This window comes from Microbacterium sp. 2FI (genome assembly GCF_005502885.1).
Taxonomy (GTDB): Bacteria; Actinomycetota; Actinomycetes; order Actinomycetales; family Microbacteriaceae; genus Microbacterium.
Genome location: NZ_SCMR01000005.1, coordinates 90,619 through 106,663 on the forward strand (window position 1 = coordinate 90,619; position 16,045 = coordinate 106,663).

Sequence of the window (16,045 nt, forward strand, 5' to 3'; positions counted from 1 at the left end):
CAGGTTCAACTTCACGAACTCGTCACGGATGGCTTGGCGAGCACGTGACGCCTCAGTCAGGTCGATGCCTGTTCCTCTGACGCTTCGCCAGAATTGGCTCCGAACGGCAGAGAGCATGGTCGACTCTGCCTCGCGACGGCCGATGTCAACCAGGGATTGATCTAGCTTGGCTCCTTGTCGGACAGACCACGCAGCTTTGCTGTGATCGCGGGTGCGGGCCTCGGATCCGAAACCATCGCGTCAAGTAGAACGTCGCGCTGCTGGCGAATCCGAGCCAGCTGACCTTGGACGGCTCGCGCCCCCCGTTCGTCGACATCATCACCTCCGACCCCATGAAGAAGTAGTTCGGGACTGCCGCACGATCAGGTGACAGGTTGACCTGCCCCACGGATTGGGTTCCAGATTCGGTGGCTAAGTGGTGACATGATCCGAGAGGCTCGTCCCATGCCCCGTCCGTATCCGCCGGAGTTCCGTGCCCGTGCCGTAGCGCTGGTGCGCGCCGGCAAGCAGGCTAAGCAGACCGCCGTTGAGCTCGGCATCCACCCCGTCACGCTGTCGAACTGGATCCGTCAGGACGACATCGACAACGGACGCCGCCCAGGTGTCCCGACGTCGGAGTCGGCTGAGCTGCGGGCCGCACGTCGACGTATCCGCGAGCTCGAGACCGAGCGGGCGATCGTTCGCCAGGCGGCGAAGTTCCTCGATGAGGAGCGTCCCCGCCCAAAAGCTTCTACCCGGTGATCGACCGTCTGGCCGACGCCGGGGTTCCTATCGACCGGTGCTGCCAGGTCTTCGGGATCGCGCGGCAGAACTACTACAAGCACAAGCGGCGTCCGATGACCCCGTCGGAACTACGACGGCAGTGGCTGACCGGGCTGATTCGCGAGGTGCACGTCACGTCACGCGGCACCTACGGGTATCGACGCGTGCACGCCGAACTCACGATGGCAATGGAAGTGACCGTGTGTGAGCGCACGGTGTGCAAGCTGATGCGCCTGGCGGGGATCTACGGGCTTCCAGGTCCAGTCCGCACGAAGCGGCTGCGCGGTGTGCTCACCGCCGACTATCTCGTGAACCGAAAGTTCGACCGTGCCCGCCCGAACGAACTCTGGGTCACCAATATCACGTAGCATCGGACGCGAGAAGGGTGGCTGTACTGCGCCGCGGTCCTCGATGCGTACAGTCGCCGGATCGTCGGCTGGTCGATTGACTCGAAGCAGGACTCCACGCTCGTCGTGAACGCGCTCGACATGGCCATCCGCAACCGTCGGCCCGAGCCCGGCGGCGTGGGGCACGCCGACCACGGCACGCAGTTCACCTCCTGGGTATTCGGCGAGAAGATCCGCTCCGCCGGACTGTTGCCCTCGTTCGGGACGGTCGGAGACGGGCTCGACAACGCCATGATGGAGAGCTTCTGGTCCTCCATGCAGATCGAGCTGCTGAACCGCAAGAAGTGGAAGACCCGCGTCGAACTCGCGAACGCGATCTTCGACTACATCGAGATCTTCCACAACCGACGGCGCCGGCACTCCGCCCTCGGCTACCGCACCCCCACCGAATACGAAAGACTCAACGACAACACCCTCCCCGTCGCCAGTTAGCGACCGCGACTGGAACCCGTCAGGTGGGGCAGGTCGATCTGTCACCTATCCGTGCGGCAGTCCCCAAACTTGCCCACACTTTGCCCACACTTTCGCGAAAACGACCCCCGATCTACGTGATCGAGGAGCATCGACGAGGCTTCAACTTCCAGGGAATCACGCGGTTCTCGGGGCCATTTGTCGTTTGTCGTTAACACCCTGCTTCAGTTCGACTCCCGCCGTCGCGTCTGGGACGCTCCTCATCAACGACGTCGTGCGACGGCAATTGCCGCTGTGATCGCGCCCGCCGTGGAGCCGGCCTTCGCTCAGCCGAACCCGACGGAACAGGTGAAGAACGGCTGATTTCCCCCCTGGTGCCGTTCCTGCGGAGTACGCAATAGTTGTCCCAGCCGAGAACGTCGTGTCCCCGGACCGCACGATCTGGTCTGTCCACGGCGTCCTTGCGTCGACGCCGCAACGCACCATCCACGTTCACCGAAAGGCACACCGCATGCGCGTCACCCCTCGAGTCTGGATCGGCCTCGCGATCTATGTCGGCTACGTCATCGTCATCTACGTCGTCGGACAGTTGGGCGGCGTCCCATTCACCGAGATCGGGAAGTCCGCAGAGTTCACCTGGATGGGAGCGGTCCTCCCCCTCGTCGTCGCCGCAGTCCTTCTCGCCATCACCACATCCCTGCTCGGCTGGTGGCGACCGGCCCTGTTCGAGCGCAAGCGTTCGCATCACAAATGGCCGATCTTCGTGCCGGCGATCATGCTCGTCGTCGCCGTCCTCAACCTGTTCAACACGGACTGGTCGAAGTTCGACGCCTCGTTCATCCTGTCGCTCATCGCCCTCGGCGTGTTCGTGGGCTTCTGCGAGGAGTTGATGTCGCGAGGCCTCCTGCTGACCGCGTTCCGGTCCCGCCTGCCCGAAGTGTGGGTGTGGTTGCTCACGTCCCTCCTCTTCGGTGCGATGCATCTCGTGAACGCCGCCAACGGTTCCCCGTTCATGAGCGCACTTGCTCAGGCGGGGCTCGCGGCGATGTCGGGCACGGCCTTCTACATCGTCCGCCGCGTCACCGGTTCGCTCGTATGGGCAATGGCCCTGCACGGCATCTGGGATGTCGGCGCGTTCTCGGTCGGGTTCGCACCGGCTGGGCCCGTCTGGGGCGTCCTGGCCACACCGTTCATCGGCATCCTCGCCGTCGCCGTCGTCTACTGGGTGATCAAGGGCGCCGACGAGAAGCCGGTCGCCTCAACCCCCGCCGAACCCGCCAACGCGCGGGCATAGCTCGGGGCGAACGGCCGGTACGCGGCATCCGAACTTGCCCACACCTTCGCGAAAACGGACCCCGATCGACGTGATCGAGGATCATCGACGAAGCCTCAACTTCCGCGGAATTACGCGGTCTTCGGGGACGTTTGTCGTTCGTCGTCAACGCCCTGCTTCAGTTCGACTCCCGCCGTCGCGTCCACATTCGATGGGCCGCGCCTCATTCAGTGACAAGTAACGTGCCCGCTAAGGCAAGCCCAGTGATGCCCACTGATCCACAGTGGTCGAGTGAAGAGGCAGAGTCGGCAAGTCGTCTTCGAGTCGCGCAATGAAGTGACCATCGACTACATGCCCGTCCCCGCACCCGCGGCCGACGAGCTCGTCATCCGAGTTCGGCGTGTCGGTGTCTGCGCAACCGATCTGCATCTTCTGGCCGGACACATTGGAGACCCGTTTCCACTCGTGCCCGGCCACGAGTTCGTCGGCGAGGTCTCCGCGATCGGTGACCCGGCGGCCCTCGAGCGTGGGCTCGCAGTCGGCGACCACGTCGCTGTAGAGATGCTGCTGCCCTGTCGGCGATGTCCCCGTTGCATCGAAGGACGCTACAACCTGTGCGAACAGGACGACATGATGACCGGCCTCGCTCGTGGCCGAGAGCTCGGTATCAACATCCCCAGGACCGTTGCTCCTGGCCTCTGGGGCGGCTATTCCGAATACCTTTTCGTGCCTCCGGAGGCGATCGTCCACCGGCTGCCCGACGATCTCCCGTGGGATGTCGCCGCTCTGGTGGAGCCGCTCGCCGTCGCCTCCCGCGCGATCGCCAGGGGACGGGTCGGCGCGGGCGATCGCGTTGTCGTCATCGGACCGGGCCCGATCGGCATCCTCACCGTCGCCGCTGCGCGGTCCGCCGGCGCGTCCGTGATGATCCTGGGCACCCGCGCCAACCGCCTCGAGACGGCTCTGCGCTTCGGCGCGGACGCCGGTGTGAGCTTGGTGGACCATGATGCCGAGTCGGTGGTGCGCGAACGCTTCGGCGGCCTCGCTGACGTCGTGATCGAAGCGGCAGGCTCGCCCGACGCCCAGCGACTGGCCGCGCTGCTCGTTCGCCGCGGCGGCCGCGTCGTGCTCACCGGCGCCTGCGGCGCCGGAGCGATCACTTCCTTCCGATCGGACGAGGATCTGCTGACGCGGGAGATCGACATTCTGCCCTCCTTCCTCTCAGCCGGAGGTTTCGGCCCCGCAATCGCGCTGCTCGAGAGAGGCGAATTCCCCTACGCGGAGCTGGTCACACACTCCTTCCCGCTCGAAGCCGTCGCAGAGGCCTTCGGCGTCATCGAGGGGCGCGCAGAGGACGTCATGAAGGTCCTCCTGCTCCCGACCGGCCCCTAGCCCCATATGAGAGGATCCGCAATGGAACCGACGATCAGCGACGCCATCGAGGCGGCGCCCGCCGAGGAATGGCGCACGTACGACGAGTTCGCCGCCGGCATCGATACCTACCGGCTGCCCGACGCCGATTTGAGCGGACGATCGGTCCGTCTGAGGTTCGCCGAGGGTCCTGTGATCAACCTCGACTTCGTCGACCCGGACTCCGTGCGCTGGAGCGCGTCGGGAGCGATCGACGCAGCGGGGGTGGACGCCTACGAAGCCGTCGCCGTTCGGCCCGACGTCTTCTTCGTAAACATCCCCTTCGTCACGCGAGAGCGGGAGTCGTTGACGCTCGTCTTCTCCACCACAACCAGAAGGTCTATCGGAGTCCACTCCGTGATCCAGGCGGAGGCTGTTGAGGACGTCCCCCAGGTCGCTCAGCACTTCTGGGCCGGCGTGGTCGAAGGGGGCGAGGCCTCTGGAGAGGCACCGGCACCGTCGCGCGACTTGGTCGGCCGTCGGAACCTCTACCGCTACAGCCCCGAGCACCTGTACGAGCACGTGTACCTGTCGTCGGAGCGCTACGCCTGGCAGTGCGTGCAGGGCGTGCAGCGCGGGCACGGCGACGTCGACCTGTCGACCGTCTGGAAGTTCGAGCAGGGCATGTACCTCTTCTGCTTCCGCGAGTTCAAGATCGCCGTGGCCAGTGTCTGGCTGCACGACCTGGGCTATCAGCTGCGGACGACCGGCAACTTCCTCGGGCTGAACGGCGAGGGCCGGGCGGAGCACTCCCGGGCCGGAGGCCACATCTATCCACTGGGCTCGGTCGTCTACCCCGATGTCCAGCCGGTCTGAGAAGGAGAGAACATGACCAACGCAGAGATCATCGCGGCCCACTACGCCGCCTCGGATGCCGGCGACCTCGACGGCATGCTGGCCCCCTTCGCCGCCGACATCGAATGGACGGAAGCGGACGGATTCCCGCTGGCCGGCACATATGTCGGACCACGTGCCGTCGCGGAGGGCGTCTTCGCGCGACTCCAGCAGGACTGGGACGGCTTCCGCGCCGATGTCGACGAGGTGCTCGACGCCGGGGCTACGATCATCGGCATCGGCACGTACTCCGGGACGAACCGGGTGACCGGCAAGAGTTTCGCCGCACGATTCACGCACATCTGGCGGCTCGAAAGCACGCGGGTCGTGCGATTCGAGCAGGTGGTCGACAGCGCGCTCGTGGTCGAAGCCATGTCGTGGACGACTCGCTGAGCAGCGCGTTCGCGCCCGGCCTCATAGCCGCATGTGTCATTCGAGCGACCGATCGTATACGATGCCCCTAGGTTCCCGTTCACAATGAGGTGTGCAATGCCCGAAATCAGTGCTGTCGCTTCGATCGCGCCGCCCGAACTGCCGCTGCTGGGCTTCAGCGCCTATCGCGCGATGGTCTCGCAGTCGGTCGTACCGCTCGATGTGCACACGAACCGTCCCGACGACTTCGGCGGTTACCTCGACAGCGGCGGCGCGGGCGACATCCACGTCTTCCACATCCGAGCAGACGAGCACGCCGTGCACCGCAGTCACTCACTGATCTCGCGCGGGACGAGCAAGTACTACAAGTTCTCGCTCCTGCTCGAAGGCGAGGGCCTGATCGTCCAGTCCGGGCGGGAGACGCCCCTGCGCGCCGGTGACATGGCGATCTACGACACTGATCAGCCCTACTCCCTGGTATTCGACGAGAGGGTGCGGATGGGGACGGTGATGTTCCCCAAGGAGCTCATCGAACTGCCCGCGGAGGCAGTCCGCGAACTGACAGCGCGACGCTTCTCCGGCGACACCGGCATCGGTGCGATGGTCCGGCCGTACCTCTCTCAGCTGGTCGAGCAGTCCGATGGACTCGACGGTCACCTCGCGCGACGACTTGCCCGATCCGCCGTCGACCTGGTCGGCACCCTGCTCGAGGAGCACGCGGCCGGACGTCCTTTCACCGGCGGGCACGGCGCGATCATGCGGCGCGTCCTGGACTATATCGACATCCATTTGAGCTCACCTGAGCTGTGCCCCGCGGAGATCGCCTCGGCGCATTTCATCTCCGTACGTCACCTGCACGCGTTGTTCAGCACGCATGGCACGTCGGTGTCGACGACGATCCGCACTCGCCGCCTCGAGCGGACCTACGACGAACTCGTCAATCCGACCTATGCCGACCGCTCGGTGACGACCATCGCCCTCGGCAACGGCTTCGTGGACCCCGCCCACTTCAGTCGAACCTTCCGCGCGCACTACGGCGTGCCGCCGTCGGCTCTGCGTCCCGCGCACCGCTGACGCGACGCGACTCCCTTCTCTGCGGCCCGTCTGCGGAGGTGTGCGCCGTGTGACAGGTGCCGTGCGCTCGGCGTCAAAGGACAGCCGCTAGCTGCTCCGAAACTGGTCCAAGACCTTTCATCGAGGAGCATCACATGAGCGATACCACCACTACGAGTCTTCTGGACGCGATCACGGTTCCGGCCGCGGAGGGACGTGCGATTCCGGATGCCGCCACCGGCGAGACGATGGGCCATGCGCCCGTGCACGACGTCGAACACCTGAACCGCGCCGTGGCCGCCGCACGTGCCGCTCAGCCGGCATGGGCCGCGCTCGGGCACGCCGAGCGCTCGGCGATCCTCCATCGCACGGCCGACGAGATCGACGCGCACGCGGAGGAGCTCGCGCGCATCATCGCCCAGGAGCAGGGCAAACCCCTCAACGGCCCCGGCGCCCGGTTCGAGGCAGGCGGCTGCGCGGCATGGATCCGCAATGCCGCCGACACCGCGCTCGACCCCGAAGTGGTCTTCGAGGCGCCCGGCACCCGTTCGGAGCTGCACTACGGTCCGCTCGGCGTCGTCGGCGCCATCGGACCGTGGAACTGGCCCGCGATGATCGCGATCTGGCAGATCGCGCCTGCGCTGCGCATGGGCAACACCGTGGTCAGCAAGCCGTCCGAATACACGCCGCTCAGCGTGCTGGCCGTCGCCGAGCTGATGAACCGCCATCTGCCCGAAGGAGTGCTCACCGTCGTCTCCGGCGGCCGAGACGTCGGAGAGGGGATCGCAGCCCATCCTGATATCGACAAGGTCATGTTCACCGGTTCGACCAAGACCGGTCGCGCGATCGTCAAGAGCTCGGCGGGCAACCTCGCACGCTTGACGCTCGAGATGGGTGGAAACGACCCGGGCATCATCCTGCCGGGCACCGATGTCAAGGCGATCGCGGAGAACCTCTTCTGGGGGGTCTTCATCAACACCGGACAGACGTGCGCGGCGCTCAAGCGGCTCTACGTGCACGACTCGCAGTACGAAGAGGTCGTCCGCACTCTGGCGGACATGGCGGCCAGCATGCCCATGGGTCCTGGACTGGACGAGAGCAGCGTGCTGGGTCCCCTGTCCACCAAGCAGCAGTTCGACATCGTCTCAAGCCTGGTCGAGGACGCGCGGTCGCGCGGTGCGCGCATCGTGACCGGTGGCGAGGCTGCCCCCGAGCTCGGCCCTCACTTCTATCGCGCGACCGTCGTGGCCGACATCGACGACGGCGCGCGCCTTGTCGACGAAGAGCAGTTCGGTCCGGCGATCCCGGTGATCCGCTACACCGACGTGGACGATGCCGTGGCGCGCGCCAACGCATCCGACCAGGGTCTGGGAGCGTCGGTGTGGGGCAGCGATGTCGCCGAGGCGGTCGCCGTCGCACAGCGGATCGAAGCCGGCACTGTGTGGATCAACCAGCACGGCACCCTCAACCCCGATGTTCCGTTCGGCGGGGTCAAGGGCTCGGGATACGGCATGGAGTTCGGGCGCGAGGGCCTGAAGGCCGTTTCGGCGCCCAAGGTCATCACGGTCTGAGCACGGCACGGCCCGAACAACTTCCACGAAGGAGATGCAATGACGGATCACTACGACGCGATCGTGATCGGAGCCGGTTCGGCCGGCTCGGTCGTGACCCGGCGCCTGGTCGATGCAGGACGCACCGTGCTCCTGCTCGAAGCGGGCGGCCCCGATACGAACCCCATGATCCACGACATGGTCGGCATGGGCTCGCTCTGGCACGGCCCCGAGGACTGGGCCTACTACACCGTGCCCCAACCCCACGCCGCCGATCGCCGACTGCACCTGCCGCGCGGGAAGGTGCTAGGTGGCTCCCATTCGCTCAACGCGGCGATCTGGGTGCGTGGAGACGAACGCGACTTCGACGGCTGGGAAGCAGATGGCTGTACCGGCTGGGGGTGGAAGGACGTGCTGCCCATCTATCAGGCCATCGAGAACTACGACGGCGGCCCCGGCCAGACCCGCGGGGTCGGCGGTCCCCTCGACGTGGTGGGGGGCTACCCGCTCGTGCCGATCCAGCAGTCGATCATCGACGCAGCGGTGGAGATCGGGCTCCCGCACAACCCCGACTACAACGACGGCGTCCTCGACGGCGTCTCACAGGAGCAGATCAACGTTCGCAACGGCTCGCGCCTCAGCACCTATGTCGCTTACGTACGACCGATCGAGGGCCACCCCGATCTGACAATCCTGACCGGCGCGTGGGTGCACCGCCTGCTGCTCAGCGACGGGCGCGCGACCGGTGTCGAGTTCGAGATCGACGGCGAGGTGCGCACCGTGACCGCCGACGACGTCGTGCTTGCTGCGGGCGCTCTGGATTCTCCCCGCATCCTCCTTCGGTCCGGAATCGGGCCGAAGGACGAGCTCGCACAGCTCGGCATCGAGACGCTGGTCGATCTCCCCGGCGTGGGCAAGAACCTGCACGATCATCTCCTGTCGCCGGTCATCTTCACCACCGACGAACGCGAGATCGCTCCCCCGCAGCCGGGCGTCTCGGTGACTCAAACCCATCTGTTCTGGCGGAGCGACCCGGAGCTGCCCGTACCCGACACGCAGCCCATCAACTTCAGCGTGCCGATGTACCAGGACGGGATGACCGGCCCCGAGAGCGGGTTCTCGCTCATGGCCGGCCTGATCACGCCCTACAGCCGGGGCAGCGTGACGCTGACCGGCGCCGGGCCGCACGATCCGATCGCGATCGACCTCGCGGCGCTCGAGGACGATCGGGATGCCGCATCCCTCGTCGCCTCCGTCGCGCAGTGTCGCGAGATCGGCCGCGCGCCGGCCCTCGCGGCGTGGGGAGCCCGCGAGCTCTACCCCGGACCGGAGGTCGCGGACGAGGATCTGGACGAGTACGTGCGCAAGAGCGCCATCACGTATCACCACCAGGTCGGCACGTGCCGGATGGGAGTCGGGCCGGATGCCGTCGTAGACCCGAAGCTGCGCGTGCACGGTGTCGACGGGCTGTGGGTGGCGGATGCCTCCGTCATGCCGACGATCATCTCGGGCAACACCAACGCCCCGACCGTTCTGATCGGCGAGCGCGGGGCGGCCTTCCTCCTCGAGGGCTGACAGCAGGAAACGAGAACGCCCCCTCCGTCGGAGGGGGCATTCTTGCGTGCGGATCTCTAGCCCATGTAAGCCGAGCGCAGCAGGCTCTCATCTTCCAGCAGCGCCTTGGCCGGGCCGTGATAGCTGACCCGCCCGCCGGTGATCACCAAGGAGTCCGACGCGATGTTGAGCGCGAGATGAGCGAACTGCTCCACGAGCAGCACACCCGCGCCGTCCTTCGCGATCTGCTGAATGATCGGGATCAGGCGCAAGAACACGACCGGCGCCAGGCCCAGCGACATCTCGTCGAGGAGCAGATACTTCGGCTTTGCAGCGAAAGCCCGCGCCAGGACAACCATCTGCTGCTCGCCTCCGGAGAGCAGGCCGCTGACACTGCCGATGCGCTTCTCGAGCTCGGGGAACAGTGCGAGGGCGGCATCGAGGTCCGCCGGCGTGCGCGCCGTGAGTTGGAGGTTCTCCTTGACGGTGAGCGACGGGAAGATCATGCGCCCCTGCTCGACATGGGCGAGGCCGGCGCGCGCACGACGGCGGCGTGACATCTTGGTGAGGTCGGCACCGTCCATGGTCACCGAGCCCTTGCTCACGCCGATCACGCCGGAGAGCGATTCGAGCAGGCTCGTCTTGCCCGCCCCGTTCGGCCCGACGAGCGTAGTCACCTCACCCGGCACGATCTCGAGGCTGACATCGGAAATCACCGGGCCGATTCCGCGACGGACGGTGACGTCGGTGAGCGTGAGGGTCATAGCATCTCCGTTTCGCCCATGTAGGCCTTCAGCACCTCGGGGTTGGACAGCACGTCCTCCTGCTTGCCGGTGGCGAGCACTTCACCGAAGTTGAGCACGGTGATCGTCGAGCAGACGCTGCGCACCAGATCGAGGTCGTGCTCGATGATGATGATCGTCACGCCGTACTTGTCGGGAACGAGGCGCAGGCGCTGCCCGAACTCGATGTGCTCTTCGTGGGAGAGCCCGGCGGCGGGTTCGTCGAGGACCAGCAGCTTCGGTCGGGCAGCGACATTCGCGGCGACCTCGATGAGCCTGCGGGTTCCGACGTCCACGACGGAGATTGGAGTCGACGCGGCGGGGCAGCCGAAGAAGTCGAGCACCTCGTCGATCTCCGCCGCGGTTGCCTGGCCGTTGGCCACGAAGTCGACGAATGCTCCGACGGTGAGGGTCGGCGGCACGCGGTCCTGTTGGTACGTACGTCGAAGTCCCAGCTTGGCGCGCTGATGGACAAGCTTGCCCTTGAGTGGAACGCCATCGAGAACGAACTCTCCCGTGTGCTGCGGGAGGAACCCGGTGAGGGCGTCCACGAAGGTCGACTTGCCCGCGCCGTTGGGGCCGATGAGGCCCAGGATCTCTCCCTCCGTCACCTGCAGCGACACGCCGTGCAGCGCCCTCACCGCACCGAACTCGACGCCGACATCCTCCACGGTGAGCAGAGTCCGCCCCGTCCCTTCGGGGATCGGCACGGCTTCCCCACCCTCGAAGGTGGCGAGCTTCTTCTCCGCAATCCCCAGCCCGAGCCGCTTCCGGCGACGCCGGAAGGCGGCATTGCGGAGGTCCTGGCCGAGATTCGAGTTGGACGTCAGCGCCTGCACGCCGAGGAGGGCGAACACGATGTTCCCCCATTCCAGCGGAACGCCGAACTGCTTCAAGATCTCCGGGACCAGGACGAACAGGATGCCGCCGAACAGCGCCATGTCGATCAGGTGCGCCCCGACGACGATCGCGAGCACGTAGAGCGCGAGAGAGTTGATCGGCAGGAAGGTCATGAAATTGACCTTGCTGATCTGTGCGGCAAGCAGCACACCCGAAATGCCGCCGATGAACGCGCTCACCGAGAAGGCCGTGAGCTTGGCCCCGCGCACGCTCGTCCCGGTGGACGCCGTACCGCGCTCCGAGAACGCAACGGACTTCCACGAAGCACCCCATCGACCGTTCTGCAGGAAGTAGACGGCGAGACAGACGAGCATGGTCACCACCGCGGTGAAGATGAAGTAGTACCGGTCGCCGGTCGGGTCGTTGGCCAGGTCGAACGGACGCGGCATCCGCACGTTCGTCGTGGCATCGGGGAACGAGATCTTCTGGAAGGTCGCGTCTGCGGCCGCAGCGACGCCGAGCGTCAGCACCGCGAGGTTGACTCCGCGCAGGCGCAGGGCCGGCAACCCGACGAGCAGACCGAGGACAGCTGCGGCGAGGCCGGCGATCAGCATGATGATGATGAAGCTGAACCCGCCGAACATCGTTCCGAGCGGCGTGTTGATCGCGAGGTGCTCAGCCACCCAGGCGCCGACGGCGGCGAAGGTCAGCTGCATCAGGGAGATCATGCCGGCAGTGCCGGTCACCACTCCGAGACCGAGCAGGGCGATCATCGACACCAGGACGGTTGTGGCGAGGAAGACGATGTAGGCCGGCAGGCCGAAGGCGAATCCGATGGCGACGGCGAGCGCCGCGACCGCGATGATGAAGGGCATTCCGACCCGTCGGGTGCGGCTGCTGCGATCAGCGAGCGACATCCCACACCTCCTTGCGCTGGCTCCACAGCAGGAAGATCACGATGATTATGATCGGTATCCAGTCGCGGAGCAGGTTGATGGACGGGATGGCCGTGAGCAGTCCCTGGATCCCGCCCAGCAGGATGCCGCCGATGATCGCGAGGTCCATCCGTTTGAACGCACCGATGAGCGCGGCCGCCGCCCCCGGGATGATCAGGTTCACCATGACCCCGGCGTTGGCAGCCTGACTGTTGCCCGCAAAGCTGATCGCCAGGGCCATGACCGCCCCCGTGAATGCCCACACGCCGATCTGCAGCACCTTGACGTTGATCCCGAGCAGCTCAGCGGCCGTCTGGCGATCGGAGATGGCGCGGAGCTGAACGCCCAGCGGGGTCTTGGTGAGCACGAGCTTGGCGAAGACGGCCACCGCGATGGCGAGAATGATGAGCGCCACGGACAGCTTCGTGATCGTCACCACACCGAAGCTCACGAGAGGCCCCGACACCAGAGGCACGAGCGCTTGCGGGCGCGTGCCGAACTGCAGGTAAGAGACAGAGAGGAAGAAGAGGAGCCCGGCGACGGTCACCGCGGAGCGAGCCGTGCCCGTGGCTTCGGGGAGCCAGGTCGCGATGATCCAGCCCAGAAGCGAAGAGACCGCCGCCCCCACGATCAGCGCGATGATCACAATGCCCCACTGCGGCACGCCCAGTGGAACGAACCTGATCGCCAGGAACGCGGCGTAGACGCCGACGGCGACCTGCGAGAAGTTGATGACCCGCGTGAGGGTCGCCATCAGGACGAGACAGACGCCGATAACGGCGTACAGCCCGCCTGCTCCCAACCCGGCGGCTAAGGCTCCGATGATCGTCACGGGACTCCTCGTATTCGTTGGTGGTCTGACGGGGAGGCGGTTGCGGGAACTCCGTGGAGCTCCCGCAACCGCCCTCTCAGGACGTGCTAGCCGGCCGGGACCTCGAACGGCACGAAGCCGATCTGGTCACCGGTCAGCCACGGCCCCACCGAAACCCAGGTCTGGGTGTTCGGCTCGATGATCAGCGGCCATGCGGCGGCGTTCGGCTGGTGCGAGTCGCCTTCACCGAAGATCCACGGGGTGCCGGTCATGCCCGACCCCACGCCGTCGTACGGCTCGGTCATCGCACGAGCAGCCTCGGTGAACGAGTCCCGCGTCACGTCACCCTCGATCGTCTCGAGGATCGTGATGAAGTACTGAGCTGCGAGGAACCCGCCCTGCGCGAACGACGTCGCCGGAACACCGTGGTCTTCCATCACGGCGCGCCATTCGGTCGTCGTGGTGTCCTCCGGGTCGGTGAACGGAGCGAACTCGGCCGGAAGCGAGATCGGTCCGGCGTAGTTGACCGATGCGGCGAACTCGTCCGAGTACGCCGACGTCAGCAGGAGGAACGGCAGGCTCAGACCCTGGTTCGACGCCTCGGCGATGATGGCGGCATCCGCCACACCGACCTCGTTCGCCACGATCGCGTCGCACTCCGCGCTCTTGAGGTTCGAGATGTTGGCCGCGTACGAGGCCTGGCCACGCACGAGGGTGTCATCCACGTAGGAGATCTCGTTGCCGGTCGCGGCTTCCCAGTTGTCGATGATGTCGTAGTAGTTGGCCTTGCCGACCTCGTCGTCCGTCACCAGGAGCGCGCAGATGCTCTCATAGCCGAGGTTCTCGGAGCCGTCGTAGAGCGTCGCGGCCATGTCGAAGTACGGGCCCGTGTTGGCCGGAGCGATATTCGGGGTGCCGAAGCAGAACGAGTCGACCCCGGTGCCCTGGAGCGACACGATGTTGTTGTCTTCCCAGGTGGTGTGGTTGACGGCGCAGTCCAGGAGCGAGGAGGAGCCCACGAGGGCCACGGCTCCGGAGTCCAGAGCATCCTTCGCTGCCGTGGCCGACGCGGCCGGGTCGGTCTTGTCGTCGTACACGGTGTATTCAATGGGCTGGCCGTTGAAGCCGCCGCCGTCGTTGTAGTCGTCGAAGACCGCCTGCACCGCTTGGGGCGCCTCGGGGAAGAAAGTGAGTCCGCTGAGACCGGCCACGACGATCGGCTCGCCTGTTGCCGGCGTTCCGCCGCCATCGCCGCCGTCGCCGCTGTCGGCGGATGAACAGCCGGACAGGACCAGCGCTGACACGGCGGCGACGCCGGCGAGCGCGAGGAGTTTCTTGTTCATGGATGTGCCTCTCGGATTGTGCGGGACATCGCTGTCCCGCGTCGCTGGGTTTCAGCATGGAACGCAGCCGCCATTCCCACTTGCCTCTGGGCGTATGGCCATTGACTTTGAGCGAAGGACGCGCCGCTGCAATCGGGTCAGAACAGACGATCGGTGCTGGGACTCACATGCGAGGGGCGGATGACCCCGGTCCGAGGTCACCCGCCCACGTCCAGAGGACTACTTCCCCTTCTTCGCCACGTCCGACTGCGCTGCGGTGCGGATCTCCGCCTGCGCGTCCTCCGCCAGCAGGTAGCCCTGCTCGACGAGCTTCTGTGCCGTCTTCGACACCAGCGAGACGTACTTGCCGTGGTTGCCGTACATGGCCTTCAGCTCGGCGGGCGTGTAGTCGATGTGGTAGCCGCCCACGGCGCATGGGAAGAGGTACGGCGGCCCGTTCCACGCGTCGAAGAACATGGTCGGTGCGACGAGCGCCGGAAGGTGGATGCCGCCCTGCGAGATGTGCTGGGCGTCGCGGATCGGCGTACCTGCGGCATCCCGATCGAAGTAGATCGACGGCGGTGCTGGCTCCCCCGTGGCGTTCCAGGTCTGAATGGCTTTGAATGCGGCCGCCAGCACATACCCGGTGTCCACCGGACCGAATTGCCCACCCGTCGCGGTGTCGACGACGGCGCACGACGGCTCAAGCCACTGCGTGAACGTGATGGGCTGACCGTCGGGTCCGAGCTTGGCCTGATCGCGAGCGAAGGCGACGTCCATGTACTGCCGGACGAACTCGGAACCGTGCGTGCCGCCGGCGAGCTCCCATACGCGCGTCCAGGTGCTCGTCTGCCAGTAGGGCCAGGATCCCAGGGCGTGCAGGGCGTCTGAGTCGACAGTGATGGCCGGTGTGTCCACATCGGCCCGCAGCGGAGCCGCGCGGTCGTGGTAGACGAACCCGTCGAAGTAGTCGTAGATCGGCTGGATCGTGTTGTAGTACGTCGCCAACCGGATGCCGGACTGCGACTGACCGGTGGCGACGACGCTCTCGACGTCGAGTCCGGCCAACGCTCCGCCGCTGTTGTCGGCCACGGCCTTGGCGACCTGCGTGAAGATGTCAAACGACAACGGGTCGCCGGTGCACAGCGATGTGCCGCCGCTGCCGCAGACGTTCGCGTCCACGCTCAGCGTGCCGTACCGGGTCGGCTCCCAGGTCTTCAGCGTCTCGACGCCGTTGCGCTGAGCCGACACGGCGGCGACGGCATAGCCCTCTCGGAGCAGATACTCGTTCACCTCGCCGAAGACGAATTCGCCGTCGACGCCGATGGTGACGTTGTTCCACTCGACGACCAGCGACCCGTTGAACTTGTCGGGAGACGGCGTGCGCACGATCACGCGGGTCGTGTACGCGTGGCCGCCGTCAAGCACGGTCGCGGTCGTCGTACCCGCCGTCCCGTCATAGCGGTTCGCGGTTCCCGAGGCGTAGTACTCGGTTTCGGTGTATCCCGCAGCGGCGAGGTCGACGGCCGCGGCGCTCTGAATTAACGTGCCGGGAACATCGACCTCGGTCAGGATCGCAGTGCCGACCGGCTCCGCGGCGTTCGCCGCGACGGGTATCGACACCAGTCCTCCGACGATCAGGGTGGGGATGAGGAGCACACCCAACGTACGGCGCCTCACCCCCGGTTTCTTCGACTCGATCTGCGACATCGTTGTTGCCTTTCGGTAG

At 66.2% G+C, this 16,045-nt stretch carries 13 protein-coding genes and 1 pseudogene; 8 read left to right on the plus strand and 6 right to left on the minus strand.

Annotated elements, in window-relative coordinates; genetic code table 11:
• The first annotated feature begins 444 nt into the window (after window positions 1–444).
• Window positions 445–1,601 (plus strand): annotated as a pseudogene (locus FFS15_RS06615) (IS3 family transposase).
• Window positions 1,602–2,091: 490 nt separating this feature from the next.
• Complete coding sequence (locus tag FFS15_RS06620; protein WP_249353793.1) at window positions 2,092–2,874, plus strand: CPBP family intramembrane glutamic endopeptidase; 783 nt, start codon at window positions 2,092–2,094, stop codon at window positions 2,872–2,874.
• A gap of 228 nt (window positions 2,875–3,102) precedes the next feature.
• On the opposite strand, the gene FFS15_RS18850 is transcribed toward FFS15_RS06620, so the two are convergent.
• Window positions 3,103–3,603 (minus strand): hypothetical protein, encoded by a 501-nt coding sequence (locus tag FFS15_RS18850; RefSeq protein ID WP_249353795.1) that lies wholly within the window; start codon window positions 3,601–3,603, stop codon window positions 3,103–3,105.
• Here FFS15_RS18850 and FFS15_RS18855 point away from each other — a divergent pair.
• From FFS15_RS18855 to FFS15_RS06650, 6 genes are all read left to right on the plus strand, one after another.
• A complete protein-coding gene (locus tag FFS15_RS18855; RefSeq protein ID WP_249353797.1) occupies window positions 3,580–4,245 on the plus strand; it encodes a zinc-binding dehydrogenase in 666 nt (221 codons plus the stop codon). The two genes, FFS15_RS18850 and FFS15_RS18855, sit on opposite strands and share 24 nt — an antisense overlap.
• Window positions 4,246–4,266: 21 nt before the next feature.
• A complete protein-coding gene (locus FFS15_RS06630; RefSeq protein ID WP_212743124.1) occupies window positions 4,267–5,079 on the plus strand; it encodes a MoaF C-terminal domain-containing protein in 813 nt (270 codons plus the stop codon).
• 12 nt (window positions 5,080–5,091) lie between these two features.
• Entirely contained in the window at window positions 5,092–5,490 is a 399-nt protein-coding gene (locus tag FFS15_RS06635; protein ID WP_137844225.1) for a nuclear transport factor 2 family protein, read from the plus strand.
• Window positions 5,491–5,586: 96 nt separating this feature from the next.
• The gene (locus tag FFS15_RS06640) at window positions 5,587–6,543 is read left to right on the plus strand and encodes a helix-turn-helix domain-containing protein (RefSeq protein ID WP_137844226.1); all 957 of its coding nucleotides are present in this window, start codon (window positions 5,587–5,589) and stop codon (window positions 6,541–6,543) included.
• A 134-nt stretch (window positions 6,544–6,677) separates the two neighbouring features.
• Entirely contained in the window at window positions 6,678–8,093 is a 1,416-nt protein-coding gene (locus FFS15_RS06645) for an aldehyde dehydrogenase family protein (protein WP_137844227.1), read from the plus strand.
• 39 nt (window positions 8,094–8,132) lie between these two features.
• Window positions 8,133–9,647, plus strand: a complete 1,515-nt coding sequence (locus FFS15_RS06650) for a GMC family oxidoreductase N-terminal domain-containing protein (RefSeq protein WP_137844228.1) — start codon at window positions 8,133–8,135, stop codon at window positions 9,645–9,647.
• A gap of 56 nt (window positions 9,648–9,703) precedes the next feature.
• Here FFS15_RS06650 and FFS15_RS06655 read toward each other — a convergent pair whose 3' ends face one another.
• From FFS15_RS06655 to FFS15_RS06675, 5 genes are all read right to left on the minus strand, one after another.
• On the minus strand, window positions 9,704–10,390 hold the full coding sequence (locus tag FFS15_RS06655) for an ATP-binding cassette domain-containing protein (protein ID WP_137844229.1): 687 nt from the start codon (window positions 10,388–10,390) through the stop codon (window positions 9,704–9,706).
• Entirely contained in the window at window positions 10,387–12,165 is a 1,779-nt protein-coding gene (locus FFS15_RS06660; protein ID WP_137844230.1) for an ATP-binding cassette domain-containing protein, read from the minus strand. Before FFS15_RS06660 ends, FFS15_RS06655 begins: the two co-directional genes overlap by 4 nt.
• Window positions 12,152–13,015 carry a branched-chain amino acid ABC transporter permease gene (locus FFS15_RS06665; protein WP_137844231.1) on the minus strand — a complete coding sequence of 288 codons (864 nt, stop codon included), beginning with the start codon at window positions 13,013–13,015 and terminating at the stop codon, window positions 12,152–12,154. The genes FFS15_RS06660 and FFS15_RS06665 overlap by 14 nt, the downstream gene beginning before the upstream one ends.
• 86 nt (window positions 13,016–13,101) lie before the next feature.
• Window positions 13,102–14,337, minus strand: coding sequence for an ABC transporter substrate-binding protein (locus tag FFS15_RS06670; RefSeq protein WP_137844232.1), 1,236 nt, complete (start codon window positions 14,335–14,337; stop codon window positions 13,102–13,104).
• Window positions 14,338–14,556: 219 nt separating this feature from the next.
• The gene (locus tag FFS15_RS06675) at window positions 14,557–16,026 is read right to left on the minus strand and encodes an alpha/beta hydrolase domain-containing protein (protein WP_171013108.1); all 1,470 of its coding nucleotides are present in this window, start codon (window positions 16,024–16,026) and stop codon (window positions 14,557–14,559) included.
• Between the last annotated feature and the right edge of the window lie 19 nt (window positions 16,027–16,045).